Source organism: Exiguobacterium sp. s194 (assembly GCF_018618275.1).
Taxonomy (GTDB): domain Bacteria; phylum Bacillota; class Bacilli; order Exiguobacteriales; family Exiguobacteriaceae; genus Exiguobacterium; species Exiguobacterium chiriqhucha.
Map to the genome: position 1 here is coordinate 63,775 of NZ_JACSLT010000011.1, position 17,100 is coordinate 80,874.

At 49.4% G+C, this 17,100-nt stretch carries 24 protein-coding genes; 6 read left to right on the forward strand and 18 right to left on the reverse strand.

Going from position 1 to position 17,100, the window contains the following annotated elements; all coding sequences use genetic code 11:
* Window positions 1–87: 87 nt before the first annotated feature.
* Window positions 88–1,590, forward strand: a complete 1,503-nt coding sequence (locus tag KNP85_RS13560) for a phytoene desaturase family protein (protein ID WP_214803536.1) — start codon at window positions 88–90, stop codon at window positions 1,588–1,590.
* A 253-nt stretch (window positions 1,591–1,843) separates the two neighbouring features.
* Here the strand turns inward: KNP85_RS13560 and KNP85_RS13565 are convergent, their stop codons facing one another.
* The 4 genes from KNP85_RS13565 to KNP85_RS13580 are packed head-to-tail and all read right to left on the reverse strand — an operon-like array spanning window position 1,844 to window position 4,138.
* On the reverse strand, window positions 1,844–2,236 hold the full coding sequence (locus tag KNP85_RS13565) for a hypothetical protein (RefSeq protein ID WP_214803538.1): 393 nt from the start codon (window positions 2,234–2,236) through the stop codon (window positions 1,844–1,846).
* A gap of 21 nt (window positions 2,237–2,257) precedes the next feature.
* Window positions 2,258–2,743: a hypothetical protein gene (locus tag KNP85_RS13570; protein WP_214803541.1), complete on the reverse strand. Its 486-nt coding sequence runs from the start codon at window positions 2,741–2,743 to the stop codon at window positions 2,258–2,260.
* A gap of 59 nt (window positions 2,744–2,802) precedes the next feature.
* A complete protein-coding gene (locus KNP85_RS13575; protein WP_214803544.1) occupies window positions 2,803–3,621 on the reverse strand; it encodes an SMI1/KNR4 family protein in 819 nt (272 codons plus the stop codon).
* A gap of 16 nt (window positions 3,622–3,637) precedes the next feature.
* Window positions 3,638–4,138, reverse strand: coding sequence for a hypothetical protein (locus tag KNP85_RS13580; RefSeq protein WP_214803547.1), 501 nt, complete (start codon window positions 4,136–4,138; stop codon window positions 3,638–3,640).
* Window positions 4,139–4,215: 77 nt separating this feature from the next.
* Between KNP85_RS13580 and KNP85_RS13585 the strand changes: the two genes are divergently transcribed.
* Window positions 4,216–4,419 (forward strand): hypothetical protein, encoded by a 204-nt coding sequence (locus KNP85_RS13585; protein WP_214799836.1) that lies wholly within the window; start codon window positions 4,216–4,218, stop codon window positions 4,417–4,419.
* Here the strand turns inward: KNP85_RS13585 and KNP85_RS13590 are convergent.
* The 9 genes from KNP85_RS13590 to KNP85_RS13630 form a co-directional block, all read right to left on the reverse strand.
* Complete coding sequence (locus tag KNP85_RS13590; RefSeq protein WP_214803550.1) at window positions 4,416–4,889, reverse strand: DMT family transporter; 474 nt, start codon at window positions 4,887–4,889, stop codon at window positions 4,416–4,418. The two genes, KNP85_RS13585 and KNP85_RS13590, sit on opposite strands and share 4 nt — an antisense overlap.
* A gap of 12 nt (window positions 4,890–4,901) precedes the next feature.
* Window positions 4,902–5,570, reverse strand: a complete 669-nt coding sequence (locus tag KNP85_RS13595) for a Crp/Fnr family transcriptional regulator (RefSeq protein ID WP_214803553.1) — start codon at window positions 5,568–5,570, stop codon at window positions 4,902–4,904.
* Between the two features lie 6 nt (window positions 5,571–5,576).
* Window positions 5,577–6,002, reverse strand: coding sequence for a DMT family transporter (locus KNP85_RS13600; RefSeq protein WP_214716089.1), 426 nt, complete (start codon window positions 6,000–6,002; stop codon window positions 5,577–5,579).
* A gap of 15 nt (window positions 6,003–6,017) precedes the next feature.
* Window positions 6,018–6,956, reverse strand: coding sequence for a DMT family transporter (locus KNP85_RS13605; RefSeq protein ID WP_214803557.1), 939 nt, complete (start codon window positions 6,954–6,956; stop codon window positions 6,018–6,020).
* Between the two features lie 112 nt (window positions 6,957–7,068).
* The gene (locus KNP85_RS13610) at window positions 7,069–7,554 is read right to left on the reverse strand and encodes a hypothetical protein (RefSeq protein ID WP_214803560.1); all 486 of its coding nucleotides are present in this window, start codon (window positions 7,552–7,554) and stop codon (window positions 7,069–7,071) included.
* A complete protein-coding gene (locus KNP85_RS13615) occupies window positions 7,554–8,009 on the reverse strand; it encodes a hypothetical protein (protein WP_214803563.1) in 456 nt (151 codons plus the stop codon). The genes KNP85_RS13610 and KNP85_RS13615 overlap by 1 nt, the downstream gene beginning before the upstream one ends.
* 17 nt (window positions 8,010–8,026) lie before the next feature.
* On the reverse strand, window positions 8,027–8,509 hold the full coding sequence (locus tag KNP85_RS13620) for a hypothetical protein (RefSeq protein WP_214803565.1): 483 nt from the start codon (window positions 8,507–8,509) through the stop codon (window positions 8,027–8,029).
* Between the two features lie 11 nt (window positions 8,510–8,520).
* Window positions 8,521–8,982: a hypothetical protein gene (locus KNP85_RS13625; protein ID WP_214803568.1), complete on the reverse strand. Its 462-nt coding sequence runs from the start codon at window positions 8,980–8,982 to the stop codon at window positions 8,521–8,523.
* Between the two features lie 9 nt (window positions 8,983–8,991).
* Entirely contained in the window at window positions 8,992–9,456 is a 465-nt protein-coding gene (locus KNP85_RS13630) for a hypothetical protein (RefSeq protein WP_214803571.1), read from the reverse strand.
* Window positions 9,457–9,616: 160 nt separating this feature from the next.
* On the opposite strand from KNP85_RS13630, the gene KNP85_RS13635 reads away from it, so the two are divergent.
* Together KNP85_RS13635 and KNP85_RS13640 are read left to right on the forward strand one after the other, a co-directional pair.
* A complete protein-coding gene (locus KNP85_RS13635; RefSeq protein WP_214803573.1) occupies window positions 9,617–10,822 on the forward strand; it encodes an MFS transporter in 1,206 nt (401 codons plus the stop codon).
* A gap of 14 nt (window positions 10,823–10,836) precedes the next feature.
* Window positions 10,837–11,268: a MarR family winged helix-turn-helix transcriptional regulator gene (locus KNP85_RS13640; RefSeq protein WP_251136302.1), complete on the forward strand. Its 432-nt coding sequence runs from the start codon at window positions 10,837–10,839 to the stop codon at window positions 11,266–11,268.
* 130 nt (window positions 11,269–11,398) lie between these two features.
* Here KNP85_RS13640 and KNP85_RS13645 read toward each other — a convergent pair whose 3' ends face one another.
* Window positions 11,399–12,352 (reverse strand): flavin monoamine oxidase family protein, encoded by a 954-nt coding sequence (locus KNP85_RS13645; protein WP_214803579.1) that lies wholly within the window; start codon window positions 12,350–12,352, stop codon window positions 11,399–11,401.
* 425 nt (window positions 12,353–12,777) lie between these two features.
* Here KNP85_RS13645 and KNP85_RS13650 point away from each other — a divergent pair, with 425 nt between their 5' ends.
* Together KNP85_RS13650 and KNP85_RS13655 are read left to right on the forward strand one after the other, a co-directional pair.
* Window positions 12,778–13,005, forward strand: coding sequence for a hypothetical protein (locus KNP85_RS13650; RefSeq protein ID WP_214803582.1), 228 nt, complete (start codon window positions 12,778–12,780; stop codon window positions 13,003–13,005).
* A gap of 18 nt (window positions 13,006–13,023) precedes the next feature.
* Entirely contained in the window at window positions 13,024–13,296 is a 273-nt protein-coding gene (locus KNP85_RS13655) for a hypothetical protein (RefSeq protein WP_214803584.1), read from the forward strand.
* Between the two features lie 26 nt (window positions 13,297–13,322).
* Here the strand turns inward: KNP85_RS13655 and KNP85_RS13660 are convergent, their stop codons facing one another.
* From KNP85_RS13660 to KNP85_RS13675, 4 genes are all read right to left on the reverse strand, one after another.
* Complete coding sequence (locus tag KNP85_RS13660) at window positions 13,323–13,793, reverse strand: hypothetical protein (protein WP_214803587.1); 471 nt, start codon at window positions 13,791–13,793, stop codon at window positions 13,323–13,325.
* Between the two features lie 19 nt (window positions 13,794–13,812).
* Window positions 13,813–14,478: a DUF3841 domain-containing protein gene (locus tag KNP85_RS13665; RefSeq protein WP_214803590.1), complete on the reverse strand. Its 666-nt coding sequence runs from the start codon at window positions 14,476–14,478 to the stop codon at window positions 13,813–13,815.
* Window positions 14,479–14,572: 94 nt separating this feature from the next.
* Complete coding sequence (locus KNP85_RS13670; protein WP_034781437.1) at window positions 14,573–14,881, reverse strand: nucleotide pyrophosphohydrolase; 309 nt, start codon at window positions 14,879–14,881, stop codon at window positions 14,573–14,575.
* Window positions 14,878–17,061, reverse strand: coding sequence for a UvrD-helicase domain-containing protein (locus tag KNP85_RS13675; RefSeq protein WP_214803592.1), 2,184 nt, complete (start codon window positions 17,059–17,061; stop codon window positions 14,878–14,880). Before KNP85_RS13675 ends, KNP85_RS13670 begins: the two co-directional genes overlap by 4 nt.
* Window positions 17,062–17,100: the final 39 nt, after the last annotated feature.

The following is a 17,100-nucleotide window of genomic DNA, read 5'->3' on the forward strand; positions in this document are numbered from 1 at the left end:
ATAAAATACTTCTCAAATGGGTATGTATACGGAGAAGAATGTCTTTGGTTCATAAAAATTAACTGGCGAAAGAAGGGCGGCTCGTCTATGCAAAATGTGAACAAGTCTGTGATTGTGATTGGCGGTGGGCTCGGCGGGATTTCCGCGGCCATCTCGCTCACACAAAAAGGATACGACGTCTCCTTGTACGAAAAGAACGACCATATCGGCGGGAAAGTGAATCGGCTCGAACAAGACGGCTTCGGCTTTGACCTCGGCCCGTCGATTTTAACGATGCCACAAATTTTCGAGAAGCTGTTCGCAGGTAGCGGCAAGCGGATGGAAGACTACGTGCCAATCAAACGTCTCGATCTCGAGTGGCGTTCGTTCTTCCCGGATGGCACCGTGCTCGATCTCTATCACGATTTGGACAAGATGGAGCGCGCCAACCCGACACTGTCACGCAAAGACATGTACGAGTACCGCGAGCTGTTGAAATACGCTGAGCGGATTTATAACACGACAGAGAAGGCATACTTGAAAGAGGGGTTTGAATCGCCGCGCGAAGCGGTCGCGAAGAACGGTCTCTTCTCGACGTTGTTCGGATTCGATTTGACGTCGACGATGTACGACGGCATCGCCAAACGGATTAACAACCCGCATTTACGGACGATGCTGTCGTATTACGTCAAGTACGTAGGATCATCCCCGTATAGCGCGCCGGCCGTCCTCAACATGATGATTTATATGCAACACGCCCAAGGCTGCTGGTACGTCGAAGGCGGGACGCATAAACTCGCGGAAGGACTGACGAAACTTGCGGAGGAGATTGGCGTCCAGCTCCATACCGGGCAAGGCGTCGTCCGCGCGCACACGCTGAATGGTCAACTGACGGCCATCGAACTCGAGGACGGAAGGCTCCGCTCAGCTGACTATTTCGTCTCTAATATGGAAGTCATCCCGTTCTATCAAAAGATGGTCGAAGCAGACGAACAGTTCGTCGACAAGCTCGTCGAGAAATATGAGCCGGCCAGTTCTGGTTTCGTGCTCCACCTCGGCGTGAACAAAGCGTATCCGGCGCTCGGCCACCACAACTTCTTCTTCTCGGAGAACTTGCATGAACAGATGGACAAGATTTTCGAGCAGCACGAGTTGCCGGACGACCCGACGATTTACTTGGTGAACGTCAATAAGACCGACCCGACACAGGCACCGCCCGGGCACGAGAACATCAAAATTTTGCCGCATATCCCGTACATCCAAGACAACCCGTTCACGCCAGAGGACTACGCCGCCTTTGAAGAGCGTGTCCTCGATAAGCTCGAGCGGATGGGCTTGGAAGGATTGCGCGAACACACGGTGACACGTGACGTCTGGACGCCGCATGATATCGAGCGCACGTACGGCTCGGACCGGGGCGCGATTTATGGCACCGTCGCTGATAAGAAGCAGAACGGCGGCTTCAAGCACAAAAAGCAGAGCGAGCTGTACGACAACCTCTACTTTGTCGGCGGCACGGTCAATCCGGGCGGCGGCATGCCGATGGTGACATTGAGCGGCCAGCAAGTGAGCGATAAGATTGCGAAACGCGACGGAGTCACAAATCGATGACCGACTCGTTTTGGGAACGACACCGCTTCAAGTTCTATACGATTGGCATGGTCATCTGCGGAATCTTGGTGGGCATGTTTTCATGAAAAGAAGCATCTGACGTCGTGTCAGATGCTTCTTTTAGTTGCCTGTATTCGATTTTCCGACAATCAGCTTCAATACAAAAATGATTCCGCCTAACACGACAGAATAGGTTCCAAGCGACCAGAGCATGTCAAACACTCGCATATCCACCTTAATCTACTCACTCCATTTAAAAGTTATTTAGACTCAAGATCTCGTTCACTTCTTCGGTGTACATCGAATCGACTTCAAATACATCGGTTCCTTCCAATCCACGAGTGAAGAGCATCTTGTTATCATCTAGTACCCAGACGTTCACCGTCGCTTCCATCGTCGACTCGGACCGGTTGTTCACCGTGATGACGTAGTCGGGCAAACCTGTGACTGTTGATTCAGACAAAGGACTCGTCTCAATCAACTCAAGAAACCGTCCAATTTCTGCTTCGTCCGTGAGCGTATCGCCAGAATAGACGATGGTGCTTTCATCTGTATACGTCCCGACGACGAGTTCACGACCATTCGCATTACACGCATTCAAAAACAACAACCCGACAATTAGAAAGAAGATTAGTCTTCGTCTCATTCATCTGCACGTCCCTCCGTTTTACTTGAAACGATTATTGGACGCGTCGCGATGAGCCGTCCGCAGTTCGTGATTCGTCACGTGCTCCGAATCAATCAACTCGATTTTCCGATTCACCCACACTGACATGAAGATGAATGGGATGAACAAGGCAATCAGCAGGATCGTGAAGACGACGAGCGAGCCTTCAATCGCCCAAGCAATGGCGATAAAGATGCCTAGCAAGATGACGTTCGCGAGGACGATACCGAACTCGAGGCGCACGAACTTTTGATAGCGTGCCTCGTCATTGAAGGTGAGCAGTAACTTCATCCGGTGCCATGCCCGATAGAGACTTGGCAGCTGCGTCGCCATGATGATGACGGCAAACGTCAATAACGAGATTTCTTGCGTGAAGATGAAGTAAAAGGCGATTCCTAAAATCGCGAACGTGAGCAGGAGTGCCGTCCGGTTCACTTTACGGTCGTTCTCGACCATTTGTTTTAATCGTTCAGTCTTTGGAATCATGTAACTCCTCCTAAATGAATCTCATAGCCTTCCTTTACGAACGTAAACGACAAATTGTTTCATTCGACTTGAATATCGTTATCGAGAATGTATATCGTCTCTTCGTAGCGTTGTTTACTATAGGTATCGTCTTGCCTGAGAAGCGTTTCAAAAAATGCTTCGAACAGTTGTTGGTTGAGCGGTTTCCGGCGAATGATGATTTCTTGAATGATGCTTGTCGCCGAATCTCGTAACGTCTCGTCATCCATCCATGTCAACAACTCGCGAACGAGTTCGTCCGCTCCGAACGAATCCACCCCATTGAACCAAATAACCGCACCATCGATTTTTTCTTCCGGATGATTGCTATAGAGTAAGCGTCGCGCGTAATCAGGGAAAGGCTCCCCGTCAGCCATTCCCGTGACCGGTTCCGGCATCACTTCTTCATACATTCCCAGATCGACCGTCGTGAGTGCTTCGGCTAACTGGTGAAACGAATCGAATAAAATATCAATCTGTTCAGTGTCCGTATCGATGAAAGCGATGTTCGGATTTGACCCATCGCGGTAATCAAACGCGAGGAAAAAGTGCCCATCCCCGGCGAACGCAATCAAACGTTCATCCTTAACACCCCATTCGGTCAATAAGGTTTTCGATTCAATTATCCCTTTATGTAATCCGACCCCGGCAATCGAATCAACGAGGGCGATGTCATCTTGTCCATTCCATATAATCGGCAAATCGCGTTGTACGACATATCCCCCGTTTTGGATACGAAGCGACTCAAGATAATCGTCCGGCAGCTTCACCCCGAGGCGCCCTTCCACTTCAGTCAATACGTCGTCCGTTAATGCGGGCAACCGATTCGGGTCGTCCGGTATGTCATTCCAAATGATCATTGCTCCCCTGCTTTCTTTAATCGCTATATTTCTTATCCCAACTGCGCTTCAAGCGCTCGCGTTTTGTAAAGCTAATCAAGCTATCCGCGACATGCTCGTGATCGATCCGAAGCAAGCGATAATCAAGCCATGTCTCAACCACTAACATACCTACAATCAACGTTGCCGACAGTCCGCTGAACACGGACAATGCAAAGAATCCGGATACGTGTCCAAACATCAGACCGAGCATACCCCATAACATCGCAATCACGATGACGCCCTTCGCCCGAATCAATCGTTGGTAAGAGCGATGTTCATTGAATGTCAAAAGTGTACGTGTCTTCTGCCACGTGACAACACTAAACGGGACAGCCGTCATGATCAAAAAGGAGAAGACTGCAAGTAGCTGCAACGACGCATTGGCGTAAATCCACCATCCCACTCCTAGTCCAGCTGCGGCGGCCCATAACAAGTTAAATGCACCTTTTTTCGGGCGTTTCTGTAACTGTTCGATTCGTTCTTCTCGCGTCATCATCATTTGTTCCTCCTTGAAACCAATTCGGACATTTACCGTATATACAAGTAGCATACCAATAATTAGGAGGTACTTCGATGGATATTCTGATTTTAGTCGTCCTGCTCGGTATCGTCGGCTTCATTGTGACCCGCTCTTATACCATCTATCCGTCCTCATTCGGCGACCGCTCCCCCATTCAACCAAGCGCCTCGCTCACAAAAAAATGCCCGCATTGCCAAACCGTCGTCAAACGGCAGGAACACGGGCAAACTTGTTCAACTTGTCGAAAATCGTTTTAACCGACCTGCTTTGCTTTTTGATGAGCCGTCTCTTTTTTTCCACTCAATTGGAACAACAACACCCCACCCACAATCAATACGATGCCAAGCGCTGTCTTCCACGTGAACGGGATGGCCTCGAGCCCGAACCAGCCGAGCGTGTCCCACAGGAGCGCGAAGAGAATTTGCGACACCATGACAATCGAGATGGCGTGGCTCGGTCCGAGCTGCTGAACCCCTTGCGTCACGCTCATGACGACGCCGACCCCGATGATGCCGCTGAACCAATACCACGTCTCCATCCCCGTGACCGCGAACAGACCCATTCCTTCACTAATCAGTCCGACGAGCAGCGACGCCAAGAAACCGAGGGCGAGCACGAGCGTCGTCGTCGCCCACGCCCCAACCTGTTCTTTCACTTTGGCGTTGAACGTATTCTGCACACAGACGAGCATGCCGCCCATGACCGCGAGCATCATTCCAAGTGCCATGATGTGTCCTCCTCATTCATAAATACTCTCCCCGGCGACGGCAATCAACCCGGCGCGATCCATGATTGCAATCGATCGACGATCCCGTTCAATCAATCCCTGCTCGACGAACCGCTTGAGCGTCCGGTTGACGTGGCGATAGCTCGTTCCAATCAAATCGGCGATATCGGTCAACTCATCGACGGTCGACCCGAGCGTCGTCTCTTCCGGTGTCATCGACAACAGATAGCTCGCGAGCCGCACATCGACCGGATAAAACAAGTTGAAACTCATCGACTGCGACTTCCTCTCAAACTTCTTCGTGATCCCTTCCAACAAATAGTGGAGCCACGTGACGTCCTCCTTGGCATGACGCGCGAGCTCATCGAAGCGGACGACGATCATCTCGACCGGCGTGACCGCCTCGACCGTGTTCAAGAACGGCGTTCGGCGGACGTACTCGATGTCGCCAATCAAGTCGAGCGGATATTTGAACGACAAGACGAGCCGCTTCCCGGCCGCTGACGTGTGGGCCACCCGAATCTTTCCACTGACGAGAAAGTGGAGCTGCTCGGCCTTAGCGCCTTGGGTGCAAATCGCCTCCCCCGTCGCGTAACGGACGAGCTTGAGTTGAGGACGAACGGCTGATGGGAGTACCTCATCCAGCCCATACCGCTTCATGTAATGGTCAATTTGTTCCATCGCACGTCATCCTTTCAATACGAGAATCCCAACAATCATCATGACGACACCGAGCAGTTGCGTCCGGTTCAAGTCACGGCGCAACATCCCGAACCAGCCGCGCCAGTCGATGACGAGCGCGAGGGCAAGCTGGGCAATTAAGAACAACGAGATGGTGAGGGTGACGCCGAGCTCATGCACGGCCGTCATATTGCTGAACAAGATGAACGCAGCAAACGCGCCCCCTGACAAATAGAGCGGCTCGACGCGACGCATGTGGACGTACGTCCGGTCGCGGACGACGAGCATGATCACGAGCGCGACGAGAAAGCCCGTCAATTGCGTCAACGTCGCAGCCTGCCACGTCCCGATACTTGAACTGATGCGTGCGTTGGCGACGCTCTGTAGCGTTAAAAAGAAGCCGCCACTGATGGCGAACAGTACTCCGCGCATGATGTCTCTCCTTCCTTATGATAAACGAATCAGCATGATTCCGATGACCATGACGAGTAAACTGACGAGTTGAATCCCGGTGACCGGGTTCTTGGCGGCCCCGAACCAACCGAAACGGTCGATGAGCAGGCTTCCGCACAGCAAGCCGACAATGACGATGACGACGGCGATGCCGGTCCCGACCATCGGCACGATTAAGACGTTCCCGCCGATGAACAGTGCCCCGATGATCCCGCCGAGCCAAATCCACCACGGCTGACCACGTAACCCGCACCATTCGACGCTCGGCCGCAAGACGAGCAAGATGAGCAGTAACGTGACCGTCCCGACGACGAACGAGACAAGCGCCCCTTTCAAGGCCGATTCGAGCACCGTTCCCAAATAACCGTTGATGGCCGTCTGTGTCGCACTCATCATACCGGTCCCGATTCCGACGAGGCGCCAAGCGTTCAAATTGCCATTTCCCGTCTGCGATGAGGCGACGAGTTTACCACGGCGACGGTTAATCCAGTCCGTGAGCGCGACCGTCCCAACGACGCCGAGTAACACGAGCAAGGCCCCGAACACGCGCCACGGCGTGAGGACGTTGACGGCTGAATTAAACCAACCGAAGTGGTCAATCAACAGTCCCATCAAAATCTGTCCAAAAATCGGCATGATAACAGTCTGAACGCTGCCGAGCCTTGGAAACAAGAGGATGTTACCCGTTAAAAAGATGACCCCCAACAAGCCGCCCGACCACATCCAAAGCGGTTCTGCTCGGAAGATGGACGATTCAATCCCGAACGACTGCCCGGTGAGTAATAACATAAGTGTTAAAAAGGTCGTCCCGATCGCGAACGACAGAAACGACGCGACGAACGGTGACCCGACGATGGTGCGCAGACGTGAGTTCACGCTCGTCTGCATCGGCAACAAAATCCCGATGACGAGTCCAATTACAATGGCTAACATAGTCTCTTCCTCGATTCTCTCTATATACTGTGTACATCTCAAGCTTACTCCTCGAGCGCTCGAGCATAAAGGACCTATGTCCTGAAATGTGAAAAAAGACGAGTTCCGATGATCAGGAACTCGTCTTTTCGTGTGCACGGCGCTCAGTTTTCGCTTCGTCGAACATCCGATTCGTGACGTGATGTTGATCAAATGTCAGAACGATTCGGGTGACCATGTATGAAAACAGTAACCCGCCAATCGTCCCAGTCACCAACATGACCATGAGTGGCCAAATCGTGAGAAGGCCCGTGTGATAGGCAGCGAGTAGACAGATGAACAGCAAAAAGATGAACCATTCGACGATGAAATCACTGTAAATCCAACGTCGATAGCGAGGATCCGGATTAAATGTCAGCAACACTTTCGTCTTGCACCACGCGACACATAATTGGGGCAAATACACTGCAAATAGGATGAGCGGTAAGTAAATCGATGTCTGATACGAGATGAACGCGACAGCGACAAGGCTGAAGAAAAGGCCCCAGTAGCGCCAGTGCCACGTCGCATCCTCATGCGCGAGTAATCGTTCGATTCGTTCTTGTTTCGTCAAGATCATCACATCAACCCCCGCGTCGTCATCAATTCAGATCGGACCGGTTGGACTGTATCTGCGCTTTGGACAGCTTCGTTGACGCGTTTATACAAAGGCGGCAACGTGACGGCAATCCCAATGGTGAGAATCCACGTCCACCATGGAGCCTCCAATTTATAACTTGCCACGCTACCGACGATAATGACGTACCATCCGCTTAACACCCAGTAGACGTTTCTCGTCGCGACTTGTGCTTTCGGTTCCGCAGACAGATTGGCGAGCGCCTTGCCCTCTTGTATTACATATACAATCGAACCGATTGCGAATATACTCATCAAACCTGCCCATACCCACCACAGTTGATCGGCGAGCAGCGTGACAAACAATAGTCCAGGGACAGGAGCGAATAGTATGTCCCGCCGCCGCTTCTTTTGCTCACGGTATCGGTTCATTTCGTCAATCCGTTGTTGTTTCGTCATACGATTCCATTCCTTTTCTAATCATTGATTCCGTCAAGTCGACGCTTCAGCTTCTCACGATTGGCTTTATCCAGCATGTTTGACGTAACGTGTTCTGGGTCGAGTTTGAGCAGTTTTCGATCCATCCACAGCGGCAACAACACAGACGGTGGTGCCCCGATGACCATCGCCCACATCAACACGTCCGGATGAATCTGCCCCGTCAAAAACAGGGTGATGAGACTGAACAACGTGAGGAAGGTAGCTACTAAGATAAAGAATTGTCCTTTCACGAGACGCCGATATGTCCAGTCGTCATTGAACCGAAGATACAGGACGGTCTGTTTCCATTCGAAAAACAGTGTCGGCACAAGACTGGCCACCGCAATCACACCAGAATACGTCGTGTGCATCATGAAATAAAGCGCGCTCACAAAGATGACGACACTGCTTCCAATCATGAAACGACGATACGTCGTGTAGATTTGTAACAATGCCTCAGTCCGGGCTTCTCGATCCATCTCATCCCTCCTCAGTCTCTGACGTTGTCGAGCCGTATCTCACGAAGCATCGGATGCTCCGGATCGATGTTCATCAACCGCTCGTCTTGCTTTCGGATCAAACGATACCCGACATAGATGACACCGACCGCTACACCTAATATCCACGCGTATGTCCACCCTAGTTTAAGCGTCAGGGCAAACGACAAAAGGAAAAGGACGAACAGCGCAAAGACAAATCCGTTCCGACGTGCGATGATAGTTTTGGCATCCTCTCGCTCAGTCAACTCTGTCTCGACTCGGTTCGCCTTGAAGAAGATTCCTCCCAGCAGCAATAGACAGGCGAGTACGCCGGCCACGTACCAACCATTCCATGAATCCGACTGAATCAATCCGACGAGACAAAACACCATCGGAAACGTGAGCAGACTTTGAAGCACGGCCGTCTTTATATTGATTTTATAAATCAGATTGATGCGTTCTTGTTTGGTCATATCGGTACCTCACCACATGAATCTCGTGCGTTGAATCTCGCGACGAGTCGGTTGTTCTGTATCCATCCAGCTCAACTGTTGATCGAGTTTATGCTGCGTAAACCAGATTAATGCGCTGCCACCGACGAATAGAAGGAAAGGAATCAGGTTGGTCAGGATATTCAGTCGCATCATCATCGGAAAAATCACGGCCATCATAATGACGTACAAGTAATCAAGTTGATATTGGATACCGATTACCTTCTTCACTTGGTCACGTGTCGTTAATGCTTTGACGAAGCGAGCTTCCCTCATAAACAAAATACTTGCTGCACTGGTCAACGATAGAAGGAACGTTGCCATAATCATCGGGGAGCCTTGCGACTGTAAGAAGTAATAGACCAAAACCCCAGTCGGCAAAGCAAACATGAGCCGTAACAACATCCACTGTAAATTCATTCGTTTCACATTATGTAGTCGTTCTTGTTTGTTCATATCATTCACCTCTTAACTACTTATACGGTTTTCAGTAAAAAAAGTTCCGTTTTTTTACAATTGTTTTGTAGTGGCCTACTCGCTTGACGAACCATTCACTTCACTATACAGTTTAGTTAACTTAACTATATTAAAAGGTAGAAAGACTGAGGTTTTCTTTATGAATTTGCTACAAAATCCACGCTTCGTATTCACGTGGTTATCCGGCATGACGCTCACGCTCGGGTTCTCGATTTTCTTCTTGAGCGTGTCGTGGCTCACAATCGATGTGCTGAAGCAACCCGCCCTCCTCGGGATTATCATGACCGCCGTCTCGTTGCCGCGTGTCGTGATGATGATATTCGGCGGTGTATTCGCCGACCGATTCCAAAAGAGTCGGCTCTTATTTTTGACGAACCTCGGACAAGGTCTTCTCATGGTCGCGGTCGTGGCGCTTCATCTTGCGGACGCGTATTCGGTGTTCGCCTTGATTATGATTTCCATCGTGTTCGGACTGCTCGACGGCATGTCTTATCCGGCGTTGTCATCTTTGATTCCGTCGCTCGTCAAACAAGAAGAGCTGCAGCGTGCCAACTCGCTCTTCCAAGGGACGCTCGAGCTCATGTTCGTGTTCGGACCGTTCCTCGCCGGTGCCTTACTCACATGGGGCGGCTTCGGGCTCAGCTTCGGGACGGCGGCCGTCTTGATTTTCATCGCCGCTATCTTGATCATGCCGCGCTTGATTCGTGACTCCATCCCCCTAGCCCGTGCGATGTCGCTCGGTCATGTCATCGTCGATTTGAAAGAAGGCATTCGTTACGTCTCGAGCACGCCGATTTTACGGAGCGGGACGCTGTCGATTGCTATCGTCAACTTGTTCGTCATGGGACCGCTCATCATGAGCATCCCGATTCTCGTCGGTGAACGGGGTGGCAACGCGTTTGATTTGAGTTTGATTGAAGGTGGACTTGCTGTCGGGACGTTCGTGGCGAGTTTTCTCGTCCTGTTGTTCCGCTCGGTCCACCGAGGTCGCTTCGTCTTCCGCGTCCTGTTTTTGACGATTGGGGCCTTCTTCCTCTATACGCAGGCGCAGTCCATCACACTCCTTGCCTTGGCTGCAGCTGCGAGCGGATTTATGTTGATGCTCGTCTACTTGCCGACGGTCACACTCATGCAAGAACATAGCGACCACGACAAAATCGGACGCGTCATGAGCATCATGGCGCTCGCCGCATCGGGACTAGAACCGATTGCGTTCGCTGTCCTGTCGATTTTGGTCGCCCTGGCCGTACCAATTCAAACGTTGCTCATCTCATTTGGTATAATCGGATTAGTATGCAGTATCGTGTTATACGTGCGGAGCCAGACGTTCCGTGACACGCGATGAAAGGAGAACGACGATTGAATGATACACGCAAACAGCAAGTCATCGAGATGTACCGTCAAATTGACGAGCTCGACTTGTTGTTCACTAAATATTTTACCGAGTTGAACGAATTCGAACTCAGTTACCAGCAAGAACAGATGTTACTCCTGTTCAAACGCCAAGACACGTGGACGACGACCGAGATTGCCGCGAAGATGAATATCTCGAAAAGTGCGGTCAGCCAAGTGCTCAAAGTGCTCGAACAGCGTCAGTTCGTAAAAAAAGAGAAGAACCCGGACAACTTGCGCGAGAGCTTCATCCGGCTCGGCCCAATCGGTATGGAGTATTCGAAACAAATCGATGCCATCGAGGAACGGCTCGCCGAAGAGATGTTCTCCGTGCTCGAAGATGACGAGATGGCGATGATCAATCGTTCGCTCTCGCTGATGATCAAGAAGTTCAAATAAAAAATGCGTATCGTCCCTTGCTTGGGATGATACGCATTTTTGGTTAGAGGTGCTCGACGACCCGCTCCGCTGCCCGGAGCGCGCCTTCGATATGACCGCCGAACAAGGAGTCCGTCTCCGTCCCAGCGAGTTAGAGCCGTCCTTCCCAAGGTGGATCGAGCGCAATCGGCTGATAGACGGGGAAATCGGTTAATGGCTGGGCATCTCGCGGGCTTGCCGTGTCACGATCACTCGACCAATCCATATACAAGACATCACGTGACTGCCGCGCCTCTTCCCCGAACAGTCGCACGAGTTGATCGATGACGCGACGATTCAGCTCGTCTTGATCGAATACCGAACGTTCGGCAGCAGACAACCGAAAGAAGCCGAATAACGCCGCAAGTCCGCCCGGCTGCGAGGCGTCATGAATCTCCTGCAACACTCCGGCCCAGCTCATGCCTTGACCAGATTGACCATTATCTCGCCAAAACGGGCGGTCGTAGACGGCGAGTACTTTCGCCTGCCCGGCCATCCAGGTCGGCGTATTTGCTAGGTTCGACTTCGTCGTTTCAGACAGTTCTGGTTGGAAGCTGATGCGTGATGCGAGTCGTGGCGGGATGGCAAGGATGACATGACTGAACGTTTGAGATCGCCCTGTTTCGAGTTCGATGGAGACCTCGTCTTCTGTCTGTTGAATCAAGGTGACGGTCGACTCGAGTTTAATCGTTCCGTCAGGCAAGGTGGCAGCAAGCGCTGTCGTCAGTGTCATCATTCCACCCACGAGTCGCATCGATGGGACGGTGTGACCTGGCGGGAGCGTATGGTGTTCGATGACACCGAACTGCCGCTCAAGCATCAAATCACCGGCCGTATATTGTGTGAACGTCGGGAGACCGAGCCGTTCGATGAGTTGGGTGATCGTCGTCTCTGTCTCTGGCCAATACCAGGTCGGGCCGAGGTCGAAACCGTCATGGCTCAACACCCGTCCCCCGATACGGTCACGCGCCTCGAAAACGGTGACGTCATAGCCTTTCTCGATGAGGAGCGACGCGGCATACAATCCGCTCACGCCCGCTCCGATAATCGCAATTGATGGATTCATGAAAATGCTCCTTCTTTGTATGTGGTGTTCCTATTATACTGAAAAAGACGAATATACATAATTTGGGCGAACCGCTCAGTAAAGGACGTTATGATGTGAATCGATTCTTTTATTATTTCTATTTCCCGTTCATTTGGTTGATGCGCATATTGCATCGGTTCATCAAAACAGAAGTGATGATGACAGTTGCATTATTTGTCATGGTGACCCCAGTGACGGTCATGATATTAGCTGATGTAATTCCACTGCCATTTTACTTGAAAACATTTGTTTCGTACTATGTCCCACTAGGAATGTACACACCATCTCATTATTTTGACTCGGACGTCAGACGAAGGCGGACCAAGCCTGGATACGTTCCGCTCGATGAAACCAAATCGTATTTGAAATCGTAATATCTAAGAGTCACACAAGGAGGAAACCACATGGAGGAAGTATTATTCTCATTTCTCGAGGGAGTTATGGCACTGCTCCCGTTGCTTCTCATCATTTTGTTCATTGTGACAATCGTACGATTCATGAATCGTTATGAGCAACGCGCTAACGCACAAATCGAATTTGAGAAACTAACCGCCTTGCATCAACAAGAACAGATGAATACGTTAATCGAACGACTGGATCGAATTGAAGAGACGTTAGAGACTCGCCCGTAAATCGAAAGGAGTGTTTGAATGGATTGGACCACGATCATGTTAACTGCCTCATTGATCTTGAACGCCTTCTTGCTCAATATCATTGCGCAACAAGCAAAGGATATGAGTGCATTGAAACGAAAACAACTCCATACCGAACCAATCGTTCAAGATGCTGAGTTTCATGCGTCGATTAAAGAAAAAATCGATACGATTGGCATGATCCCGACCGTTAAATTCTTGCGTGAGACTCATGGCATGTCCCTGCTTGAAGCGAAACAATTGGTCGATCGGGTAAACGAAAAGGAGTAGCGCGCGCTACTCCCTTTTTCCGGCTTTTATGAGTTGAAGTAACCGACTTTCCCTCGGGCATACACCTTGTGCGTCACGTGCTCCGGGTCAACTTTTCCAAGTCTTTGATCGAGCCGAGACGACGCAATGATTCCGATTCCATAAATACCGGTTGCGACAACCATCACACTGATTAGTTCCGGATTGAGCAGTAGCGTCAAGATCAATACAACATATGCTCCAATCAGTCCAAATGCTGTCCACCATTCGAGACGCACAAGCCGCTTATACTCGGCGGACTGGTTGAAACGCAGCAATGTGTTCGTCCGAGCCCCTATTTTCACGAAACCGACAGATGGAAACACTAGAAGGAACCAGATGAATTCAGCGAGACGACGTTCGCCAATCATCATCAAGGTCACACTGATTCCTGTAATCAGTGCAAACAGAATGATTGCCTGACGGGTCGAGCGCTTGCCGCTTTCATACAAATGATTGAACCGTTCGCGCTGCGTCATGAAACCAGACTCCTTTTGTTCAACTAATTTCTTTCAACCCAGTTTGGTCTCGCCACTGGAACGGTATCGACTTCTTCAAACCCAGTCGATGACCGAGACGCCATCCGAATCCGCGGATTCGGTCCACCCAACCGTCACTCAAGTCTTGGAACGGCATGACAGCCCGGACTTGATGCAGCTCGATACGATGAATCACGTATTGATAGTCTGGTGCCTCAATCGAACGATTGACCGCCATATCTTCGCACCACTTCTGATCAAAAATTTTCTCCCAAGATTTTCGTGTATATGCCGGGTCAATGTCTTCCCGGTGGTCAAATGCTTCAGCCGTATCGCAAAAAGTAGAGTGATACGGAACGAAGTCCCAAAACGAAATTTCCGAAACCAACACTTCGTCATCTTGCAATTCAACCGTTAGCACGACCCCTTTATTCCCTTGTCCGACCCGATTTCCGGTGCCTAGGTCAGGGAACTTGTCCCGACACCAGACCGGATAGGTCCCATTCAGCGGAATCCCGATTCGCTGCTCGTATTGTTCAACCATCCAGTCATAGGCTGGTTTAAAGTGATCAAATCCCTCATTATTGAACAAGGCATATTGAGCGTCACCTTGTAGATACCCTCGCTCCAATGCTACTTTCCAAGCGTCTTCATGCTGATACGTATAATAGATGCCCATATTCATTAACCCTCTCCAGACTTATTCTTTCACCACTTTATCCGATTTCACATCAAGAAGTAGTGAAAATAATGGTCAGGGTTAATCGGTCGATTGCAGCTTAGGCGTTCGGACTCGGATACTTCACTGCGTTTTTCTCAAGCTTCTCTTCAATCGCCTGCGACACATCAATCCCTGCCGCATGAGCGAACGTGAGCGCATAGATGAGGACATCCGCGAGCTCTTCTTTCATCTCGACGTGTTTCGTCTCGAGCGCTTCTTCGCTCGACACCCATTGGAACAACTCCAACAGTTCGCTCGCCTCGAGCGATAACGATAATGCCAAGTCTTTCGGGTTATGATGGAACGCCCAATCGCGCTCGTCACGGAATTCAATCACTTTGTCCATCAGTCGTTGCACTTCGTTCATATCTGTACCTGCTTTCTCTTCCTGTTATTAAATACTATACTTCTGAACAACGATGAATATTCCTCTGTCGTATGAACCACTACTTCATGTAACGCCCGAGTCAACGAGACATATAACCGTCGCGCTTCTTGGGGGAATTCAGGATAGCTATCTTGATCAACATCCATTAAAAGTACTGCATCAAATTCCATACCACGTAAGTAGTCTACCGTAGAAATAACAATTTCATCTCCAACTTTAGTAGTGTCAGACAAAATTATTTGAGTACGTAAATTAAGTTTCGCATGTAAGAACTGTGCACGTTCTAATGTCGGTGTGATTATACAAATTGTAAATTGCTGTTCTCGCCAACGAGCTAGCACGTCTTTTATCTCTCGACTTTTCTTCGTGACTAGAAATTCTATAGGTTGCCCATCTCGATTAAATGGATCAATCCATGTCGTATCGTGATCTGAGTCATACAGTATTTCTTTAGCAAAATTAATAATTGGTTTCGTCGTTCGGAATGCTTTAGTTAAATACTCTATGTGCCATTTTGACGTTCCATTAGTTTGAATCGCATCCCACGACTCCATGTCCAACTCTTGATAACTTTGTAACGTATCTCCGAACACAGTCATCCCGTGGCAGATTTTCTCAAGCACCATTAAATCGAGCGGACGAAGCGTCTGTGCTTCGTCCACAAAGAGATGGCTCCATTTTTCAGGATATCCGTTCGTTTCATAATGAAGATACATCCAAAGGAAGAGATCTAGCCTTGTCGGAGATTTATATTTGTGCCATGCCTTCAATAGAGTCTCATCAACGTCTACTTTCATATGGTCAAGCATCAATGGATTTTTTAGCATTTTCCAAACCGTTTCGGCATCAATTCTTAAAATATCACTCCAAAAGTTTAAAAAAGCTTCTCGTTTTTTCTTTTCGGATAGTAATCGATTTTCAAAACTCTCCTTCATCAACTCACTTAATTTTTGACGCTTTTCATCATACAAATATTTTGTCCACGTCGAAGCTGTTTCAATATATTCTTGTTCGTAATCTTGTTTATTTAAAATATGAATTTTTTCAAGTTCACTTCGAATCGTTTGGAGAATCCGCAATCTCTTTTCGTGAAACGTTCCTTTTCCTGACATCCAGATATCAATTGCTCTCTCATGTAAGTTGACTAACTCATGAATTGGTTCATAACTAAAAAGCGTTTCACAGATGTCTTCGTTCCATTCTGCCAACGCCTCATCCACCCACTTGATTAAATGGCTTGATTCATATAGCGGAAGCAATTCCAAATGACCGTTCTGATTTAAAAACTTTTTGTTCAATTGAACCGCAAAATCATCAAACGTCATTGTCGACACCGATTGAATTTGTAAATGCTCCGCGTCCTTCAACAGTTGATGAATCGTCGCCTCATTCGGAGCCAAATAAAGCATCTTCCGACGCTCGTCTTGATACTGCAAATAAGACATACGATGTAGCGCCGTCAACGACTTTCCGGTCCCGGCCGCCCCTTGGACAATCATATATGTATTCACTGGTGCCTGGATAATGTGGTTCTGTTCGGCTTGCCGCGTTGCGATGAATCCATCGATAGAGCGATCTTTTTGTTTCTTCGTCAACTCTTGCTCCATAAAACTCTCTTCTGGGACTTCAGGCACCGTCTCCGGCTTTTTGAATGTCGATTTGATTTGTTCGGTAAATCGTTTTGTCAGTGAGCTCGATTGCCGTTTTGGAGCACGACGATGATTTGCCTGAATGACACGTCGTTGTCTTCGATCAAGCTCGAGCTGTGTCATTCCAACGATATCACCACCAGGCGTCTCAATCGTCTCTCCATTAAACATGGACGCACGCATCGCCACCTCACTCCGCCAGTCTAGAACGAGCGGAATCTCAGGTGAACGAGGATGTGCTACTCCGAATTTTCCGACTGGATAAACCTCTTCTTCGCCTTCGTCCTCAATGACGAATGTAAACGAATATAACTCTTTCAGCGCGTCTTTGTATCGTTGTCGTTCCTGTGCACTTTCTGATTGACGTGAATGCCTCCGCATGTCAATCATTTCATAGTCGCTTGACTCAAGACCCGGTTTGTCTCCTGCTGTCTTCCCATTTAGATGAGACTCGATTACCATACAAAAGGTATCAAGTCGTTGCTGTTCACTTTCTAAAACTGCCTTCATGCCTTGCACCCCTACGTCATTTGATATCCTCATTTTACC

What these genes read in the sequence shown, in the direction of transcription:
- KNP85_RS13560 (WP_214803536.1), top strand. Translation starts at nt 88, where the DNA reads ATGCAAAATGTGAACAAGTCTGTGATTGTGATTGGCGGTGGGCTCGGC.
- KNP85_RS13565 (WP_214803538.1), bottom strand. Translation starts at nt 2,236, where the DNA reads ATGAGACGAAGACTAATCTTCTTTCTAATTGTCGGGTTGTTGTTTTTG.
- KNP85_RS13570 (WP_214803541.1), bottom strand. Translation starts at nt 2,743, where the DNA reads ATGATTCCAAAGACTGAACGATTAAAACAAATGGTCGAGAACGACCGT.
- KNP85_RS13575 (WP_214803544.1), bottom strand. Translation starts at nt 3,621, where the DNA reads ATGATCATTTGGAATGACATACCGGACGACCCGAATCGGTTGCCCGCA.
- KNP85_RS13580 (WP_214803547.1), bottom strand. Translation starts at nt 4,138, where the DNA reads ATGATGACGCGAGAAGAACGAATCGAACAGTTACAGAAACGCCCGAAA.
- KNP85_RS13585 (WP_214799836.1), top strand. Translation starts at nt 4,216, where the DNA reads ATGGATATTCTGATTTTAGTCGTCCTGCTCGGTATCGTCGGCTTCATT.
- KNP85_RS13590 (WP_214803550.1), bottom strand. Translation starts at nt 4,889, where the DNA reads ATGGCACTTGGAATGATGCTCGCGGTCATGGGCGGCATGCTCGTCTGT.
- KNP85_RS13595 (WP_214803553.1), bottom strand. Translation starts at nt 5,570, where the DNA reads ATGGAACAAATTGACCATTACATGAAGCGGTATGGGCTGGATGAGGTA.
- KNP85_RS13600 (WP_214716089.1), bottom strand. Translation starts at nt 6,002, where the DNA reads ATGCGCGGAGTACTGTTCGCCATCAGTGGCGGCTTCTTTTTAACGCTA.
- KNP85_RS13605 (WP_214803557.1), bottom strand. Translation starts at nt 6,956, where the DNA reads ATGTTAGCCATTGTAATTGGACTCGTCATCGGGATTTTGTTGCCGATG.
- KNP85_RS13610 (WP_214803560.1), bottom strand. Translation starts at nt 7,554, where the DNA reads ATGATCTTGACGAAACAAGAACGAATCGAACGATTACTCGCGCATGAG.
- KNP85_RS13615 (WP_214803563.1), bottom strand. Translation starts at nt 8,009, where the DNA reads ATGACGAAACAACAACGGATTGACGAAATGAACCGATACCGTGAGCAA.
- KNP85_RS13620 (WP_214803565.1), bottom strand. Translation starts at nt 8,509, where the DNA reads ATGGATCGAGAAGCCCGGACTGAGGCATTGTTACAAATCTACACGACG.
- KNP85_RS13625 (WP_214803568.1), bottom strand. Translation starts at nt 8,982, where the DNA reads ATGACCAAACAAGAACGCATCAATCTGATTTATAAAATCAATATAAAG.
- KNP85_RS13630 (WP_214803571.1), bottom strand. Translation starts at nt 9,456, where the DNA reads ATGAACAAACAAGAACGACTACATAATGTGAAACGAATGAATTTACAG.
- KNP85_RS13635 (WP_214803573.1), top strand. Translation starts at nt 9,617, where the DNA reads ATGAATTTGCTACAAAATCCACGCTTCGTATTCACGTGGTTATCCGGC.
- KNP85_RS13645 (WP_214803579.1), bottom strand. Translation starts at nt 12,352, where the DNA reads ATGAATCCATCAATTGCGATTATCGGAGCGGGCGTGAGCGGATTGTAT.
- KNP85_RS13650 (WP_214803582.1), top strand. Translation starts at nt 12,778, where the DNA reads ATGGAGGAAGTATTATTCTCATTTCTCGAGGGAGTTATGGCACTGCTC.
- KNP85_RS13655 (WP_214803584.1), top strand. Translation starts at nt 13,024, where the DNA reads ATGGATTGGACCACGATCATGTTAACTGCCTCATTGATCTTGAACGCC.
- KNP85_RS13660 (WP_214803587.1), bottom strand. Translation starts at nt 13,793, where the DNA reads ATGACGCAGCGCGAACGGTTCAATCATTTGTATGAAAGCGGCAAGCGC.
- KNP85_RS13665 (WP_214803590.1), bottom strand. Translation starts at nt 14,478, where the DNA reads ATGAATATGGGCATCTATTATACGTATCAGCATGAAGACGCTTGGAAA.
- KNP85_RS13670 (WP_034781437.1), bottom strand. Translation starts at nt 14,881, where the DNA reads ATGAACGAAGTGCAACGACTGATGGACAAAGTGATTGAATTCCGTGAC.
- KNP85_RS13675 (WP_214803592.1), bottom strand. Translation starts at nt 17,061, where the DNA reads ATGAAGGCAGTTTTAGAAAGTGAACAGCAACGACTTGATACCTTTTGT.